The organism is Candidatus Cryptobacteroides sp. (assembly GCF_056207615.1).
The window spans coordinates 1-5,863 of the sequence record NZ_JBAEER010000069.1; the positions used below are offsets into that span (position 1 = coordinate 1).

Genomic DNA, 5,863 nt, shown 5'->3' on the forward strand with positions numbered 1-5,863 from the left:
AGAACTCTGCACGGTGGATGAGTGCGCCGTAGAAAGGATTGTTCCACACCCAGTCGTTTGTCATGATGACGACCTTCGGAGTAAGCATCATCACCGCCATCACGTCGAGGTGAGACTGATGGTTGCTGATGTAGACGGCCGGCTTGCTGAAGTCCTCCCTATGAGGGTTTGCCCAGCTGAAGCTGGTACCGGGGACATGGTGTATGATGAAGTTCGAAAGCTTCTGCAGGAATACGTGGTAGCGCAGTTTCTTCTTCTCGTCCTCACGTCCGAAGAGGAAGGCGATGCACACTCCCGGCACCATGAAAAGGCACGCAAGGAGGAAGAAGCTGATCGAGAAGAGGGAGCGCAATATCCTGCCAAGGGTGATAGGAACCTCCCTCACCTGCCCCTTGATGGTCGTGATCCAGCGGAATACCAACGGAGGCAGATAGTAGGCCATCACCACGACCGTGAACATTCCGACCACGGTCACCAGACCCACGGAGCGCATCGCGGGATGGCGCGCGACCACCAGCACGCCTATGCCCAGGAACATTATCAGCGCGGAGAGCGCGACGCTGTTCTTGTAGGACATGAGTATCTTCTTGCCGCAGGCATGCTCGTACATGAGGCCTTCGGTGATGAATATGGTGTAGTCGTCGCCCATTCCGAAGATGAACGAGGCGAGAATGATGTTCACGATATTGAACTGCAGGCCGGTGAGCTGCATTATTCCGAGTATCCACACCCATCCTATCGCGAGCGGAAGGAAGCTCATGAGGCTGAGCTCGATGCTGCCGAAGGAGAGCCAGAGGAAGAAGAACACTATCATGCTGCAGATGAGTCCTATCTTGTCGAAATCCTCGGAAAGCAGCGAGACGAGGCTGTTGCTGACGTCCGAAGAATCGAAGCAGAAGCCACCTTCCGGCATTACCTGCGAGAGCGAAGACTTCACCACCGGAGCAAGCTGCGGATCGACCCTCACGAAAGAGACGACGCTGGTCTTGCCCTCTTCCTGAAGGAACATGGACTGGCCCACGGTGGAGCTCAAAGGCTCGAAATACTCCGCCGTCTGCACTTCCCAATCCTTTTCCATGAGCTCATAGAAAGGCTCGAAGGCGCTGTCAGCAAAGCCCTGGAGGGCCGCTTCACGACGTATATCCTGCACGAGGGTAGGATGCTTGGAGACGAAGCTGCGCCAGCGTTCGAGACGTCGTGCCTGCTCCGCCTTGGACGGCATGAATGCGCTGATCGAGCTCACGCTGACCCCGTCGCCCATCTCACGTGCCGCGCGGTCGAGTATCTCGGCGCCCTGAAGGGCCGCCTCGGCCTCGCTTCCCTCGGCCACTGCATAGATGCAGTCTCGCCCGCTAGCATCAGCCCCCATCGACTCCAGCATAGCAAATCCGCGGCTCTGGTCCGGGGTCATGTAGTTGATGTTGTGCATGTCCGAATCGAAGGATATCCTCCTTCCGGCAAAGGCGAACACGACAGTGAGCACAACGAAGGCCATGAAGCCTATGCGGCGGGTCCTGCGCGACGGATTCAGGTAACGGTCGAAGTCAAGCTTGAGGGTATTGGTAGCCTTCTCCTTCCTGCCAGTCGCGAGCGCAGGCAGGAAAAGCAGTACGAAGAGTATGGTTCCCACAAGCATCAGCGCACCCACGAGACCGAAATCCCTGAGGGCGCCAGCCTTCATCAGGAGCAGTCCCAGGAAGGCGCCTACGGTAGTGATATTGCCCACCAGAAGCGGAGTCACCTGTTCCCTGAGCGCCCTGCGCTTGTCCGGCTGATACTTCAGATGGTCTATATAGTGCAGCGGATAGTTCACCGCGACACCTATTATCATCGCTCCGATTCCGAGTACTATGATGGATATGCTGCTCTTGAAGACAGATATCAGTCCAAGGGCGAAAAGGGCTCCGCACAGCAGCGAGATCGCGATCCACATCACGTCGCTGAACCTGCGGTAAGAGAAGAACAGAACCAGCAGGATGAGCACCATCGCGAGGCTCACTGCAAGCACGCTGTCCTTCTTGATCCTGGTCGCGTTTCCGACGGCGACTATAGGACCTCCGACAGCGGAAATATCCATTCCAGGGCATTCTGTCTTGGTTTTCTCCACTACCTCGTCGATTATCGACAGTAGCTCGGAGTTCCTGCCCGACTCGCTGCTTCCGAAAGGAGAACGGAAGAATACGACTCCGGTCTTGCCTTCGTTGGTGAAGAGATAACCGTCGACCATGCCGTTGCTCTCGGCAGGGTTCAGCTCGTTCAGTCGTCCGAGCACGGGGGTGAAAAGACCTGCCGGGTCGGTGCGCAGATAGCGTGAGGTGACGGCAGAGGCGATGGAGTTTAGAGACTGCTTGTCCTGAGAGAGCTTGTCGGTGAGGTATCCTGGCTGGCAGAGCAGTTCCTCCATCCGGGAACAATCCTCCTCCGTCAGGAAGTACGGCCAGTTCTCGCTGATGAAACCGAACACGTCCAGGATGCTTCCCTGGTCGGTGCTGACCTGCATGTCGCTGACTATGCGGTTCGTGTCACACTCCTCCCAGATGCTTCCGAAGCGGTCCATGGCATCCATGACCTCATACTGGTCTCCCTCCCCATCGGGAGTGAAGAACACGGCAATCCTGTCCTGGCCTCCGAGCTTCTGGTAGATGGAATTGTATCTTGCGCTCTGCTCGTCCTGGGGCAGGAAGGCAGAGATATCCTCCTCGTAGTCCATGCGGGTCACCAGCAGTCCGCTGACGAGAACCAGCAATGCCAGTGCGACCCAGGCCACCCAGCGGTGCGCCGTGAGGAAATCATATACCCTTACGACCAGTTCCTTCATCGTGCGCTCCTCCTCAGTGATCGGCAAAGCCAGGTGAGGGCCATGCGAGGATAGCCATATATGAGCGCGAGGACGCAGAGCACGGTGTTGAGCACGCTGATCCTGAAGAAATCCCAGAACGGGTGGAAGCTGGAGATGCGCTCACCCTCCGGCGGATAATAGACCCTTATCTGCACGGGATGGACCGGAGTTCCCTTCCATACCGAAAGCACGAGAAGCTCAAGCTCCGCCTCGTAGCGCGAGGTCAGAAGCCCAAGCCACGGAAGGCCCTTGAGCGGATAGGCCCTGAAGCCAGTCTGGGTATCAGGGACGTCGCGAAGGGTCTGGAGCCTGAACCAGAAGTTCGAGAACTTGTTGGCAAAGGTATTCTTGCCCGGCATGTTCGCGGCGCTGAGGTTTCGGCTGCCGGTTATGATGGCATCCGGATGGGCCTTGATGGCCTCTATGAAGGTCGGAATGTCCTCCGGATAGTGCTGGCCGTCCGAATCGATGGTGATGACATGGTCATATCCCAGCTCTGCGGCCTTTGCGAAGCCTGCCTTGAGGGCTCCTCCCTTTCCCTTGTTGTCGGGGTAGCTCACCAGTGTGACCGGGAGGTCGGCGAGAACTTCGTCGGTGTTGTCTGGGCTGCCGTCGTTGACCACTATGACGCGGCTCCCGGAAAGCTCCTTGAGCTGCACGAGCGTCCTCGTGACGACGTCAGCGACGGTGCCGGCATTTCTGTATGTCGGTATCACGACGCATATTCTCGCATGCTGCTCCATCCTCTTCTAGTGCAGGGTGAGTTTGAGTTTGGCATGTACAGTCTCTCCGACCGAGACGATGAACTCGACCGGAAGAACGTCCCCTTCGGGAAGGGTGAAACCTATCTTCACGCTGGTGTCGCACTCCGGAATGAGAGGCACGAGGAAGCGGATGTCCCTGGCCTCGGAAAGCTCAAGCCTGCGTCCGGCAGCCTCGGAAGCGAGCTCCACGCACATCTGCAGTATGCACACTCCGGGAGTGATCGGCATTCCCGGGAAATGGGCTGCGTATATGCGGCTCTGGGGTATCAGGGCAAGCTCGGCGGAGCAGGCCTGGCCCTCGCATCGGAGCGCTTCCAGAGTGTAAAGATCACCTTTCAACATGGCTGAACTCTATTGTGGTGCTGTCTCCTGACGCATCGTACATCACGGCCTTGCGCACGTCACCGCTGCTGCGGAGCACTGTTGCCTCAATCTTCGTGAAAAGCTGCTTCATGTCCCTCTTCAGAGGAACGAGCACGATCTTGTACTCCTTGTCCGAGACGTATACGGTCTTCGAGAAATCATTCTTGCGGGACATCGCGGCGAGCCTCTTGTCCGAATCCAGCGCAACCTGGGATGTGCTCTTGTATGGAGAAGTCACTTCCCACACGAGGCTCTTGGGGGCATTGATGGTAAGCTTGCCCTTGCTGACGAGGTCCTCCTTGAGCATGGAGGAATGCCTGGTCTGCACGAAGTCGCACTTGAGAGAGCCCACTTCCGCCGGGCTCAGCTCCACCTTCGAGAGTATCTCAGCACTCTCTTCGGGGCTTGCCTGCCTGAAATCCTGGGCGTATGCCGCGCACGCAAGGAGAAGCGTTGCGGCGAATGTGATAATCCTGCGCATCATTTCACTGCAATCAAAGCGCATCCTGCCATAATGAGCACGACTCCGAGCCACTGTGTCCAGGATACCTGTTCATGAAAGATTACTATTGCAGCAACCATACCAAAGGCATAGCTCAGGCATGATAAAGGATAGGCGACGCTGAAAGGATAGTGCTTGAGTATGTACATCCACAGCACCGTGGCACCGCCGAAGGAGATGCCGCACGCGAGCCACCACCAGTTGGTGAGCTGGCTCAGAAGGAAGCGAAAGTCCCACCGGAAAGCGCCCGTGGCAGCCATCGCCAGCTTCACGAAGACCTGGCCGCAGCAAAGCAGCAGGCTCTGCAGAAGAGCCAGCGGCACGAGTCCCCATCCTATGATTTCCTTTAACATATCCTACTGCTTGTCTGCCTTGACGAGCAAGGCGTATGAAGTATCGTCAAAGTTTCTTCCCCTGTTCACGACGAGCACGCTTGCGCACTTGCCCTGGGCTATCATCCTCGCTCCGTCCACGTATCCCAGAGGTGCATCGAGCACGACATCCGCCTGCAGCTTGGCTGCGGCGTCATACGCTGCCCTTCCGTGACTGAGGCTGAAGTCCGCGATCTGGCAGAGCGCGTTCTCGGCCTTACGGCTGACGACAAGGGACGAAGCAATGTCCATGCTCTCGCCCCCCACCTTTCCGAGCATCATCGAAAAGGTCTCGGAAGTCTCGTCAGAAAGGCCTACGAGGGCGTTTTCTATCTCCCCGAGCTCAAGCTGGAGAAGAGCGTCGAGCAGGGCGCTCTCGAATGAGATGAGGCCGTGGGAGTAGGTCGCATTATATCCGTGCGAAGCCGTTCTTATGCCTATCATGGAGCTCACCGTATTGTGGGTGGACTGCATGAAGTTTGTCGGTTTCATAGGGGCGTCGATGACCCCGGTAAGGGACATCAGCAAGGCCTCCGTATTCTCTACGCTGCCGAGGAAGGTTCCCGTGATGATGGCATCAGGATGCTCGATCCCTGCCTCACGGAGCGCGGTGAGCGAAGTCGCGAGCGAACGCTTCATGAGCTTGCCCATGCGACGGGCCTCCATAGGCGTGATGAACTGCCTGTAGTCCGGTTCCTCGCAGCCTGGCGCTATCTGAGCCGCAGCATTTATGTATATCTTCTCCTTCATCATGGCTTCGAGAACAAAAGTGATGAGTCATTCCCTCCGAATCCGAAGGAGTTGCAGAGCACATGATTGAGACTTACGCCCTCGCGCGTTTCCGAAACCGGCACGATGCAGCCTTCCGAAGGTTCCTTCCATCCGAGGCTGGCCGGAATGAATCCGTTCTCCATGGCGAGCAGGCAAATCACCGACTCTATGCTTCCCGAGGCACTGGTCGTGTGCCCTGTGAAGGACTTGGTCGAGGAAACCGGCGGTATGTCGTCGCCGAACACGCGCATCA

Annotated in this window: 6 protein-coding genes and 1 pseudogene; all 7 read right to left on the reverse strand. The window is 57.3% G+C overall.

Going from position 1 to position 5,863, the window contains the following annotated elements; all coding sequences use genetic code 11:
• Positions 1-2,845 (reverse strand): MMPL family transporter (locus AC06ND_RS04125; RefSeq protein ID WP_475677726.1); only part of this gene is annotated, 2,845 nt, incomplete at its 3' end.
• Entirely contained in the window at positions 2,815-3,582 is a 768-nt protein-coding gene (locus AC06ND_RS04130; protein ID WP_475677727.1) for a glycosyltransferase family 2 protein, read from the reverse strand. The genes AC06ND_RS04125 and AC06ND_RS04130, both read right to left, overlap by 31 nt.
• A 6-nt stretch (positions 3,583-3,588) precedes the next feature.
• Positions 3,589-3,945 carry an ApeI family dehydratase gene (locus AC06ND_RS04135; RefSeq protein ID WP_475677728.1) on the reverse strand — a complete coding sequence of 119 codons (357 nt, stop codon included), beginning with the start codon at positions 3,943-3,945 and terminating at the stop codon, positions 3,589-3,591.
• On the reverse strand, positions 3,932-4,450 hold the full coding sequence (locus AC06ND_RS04140) for an outer membrane lipoprotein carrier protein LolA (RefSeq protein ID WP_475677729.1): 519 nt from the start codon (positions 4,448-4,450) through the stop codon (positions 3,932-3,934). The genes AC06ND_RS04135 and AC06ND_RS04140 overlap by 14 nt, the downstream gene beginning before the upstream one ends.
• On the reverse strand, positions 4,447-4,821 hold the full coding sequence (locus AC06ND_RS04145) for an EamA family transporter (RefSeq protein WP_475677730.1): 375 nt from the start codon (positions 4,819-4,821) through the stop codon (positions 4,447-4,449). The genes AC06ND_RS04140 and AC06ND_RS04145 overlap by 4 nt, the downstream gene beginning before the upstream one ends.
• 3 nt (positions 4,822-4,824) lie before the next feature.
• On the reverse strand, positions 4,825-5,592 hold the full coding sequence (locus AC06ND_RS04150) for a beta-ketoacyl synthase chain length factor (protein ID WP_475677731.1): 768 nt from the start codon (positions 5,590-5,592) through the stop codon (positions 4,825-4,827).
• Positions 5,589-5,863 (reverse strand): annotated as a pseudogene (locus tag AC06ND_RS04155) (beta-ketoacyl-[acyl-carrier-protein] synthase family protein); the annotation flags it as partial. The gene AC06ND_RS04150 and the pseudogene AC06ND_RS04155, both read right to left, overlap by 4 nt.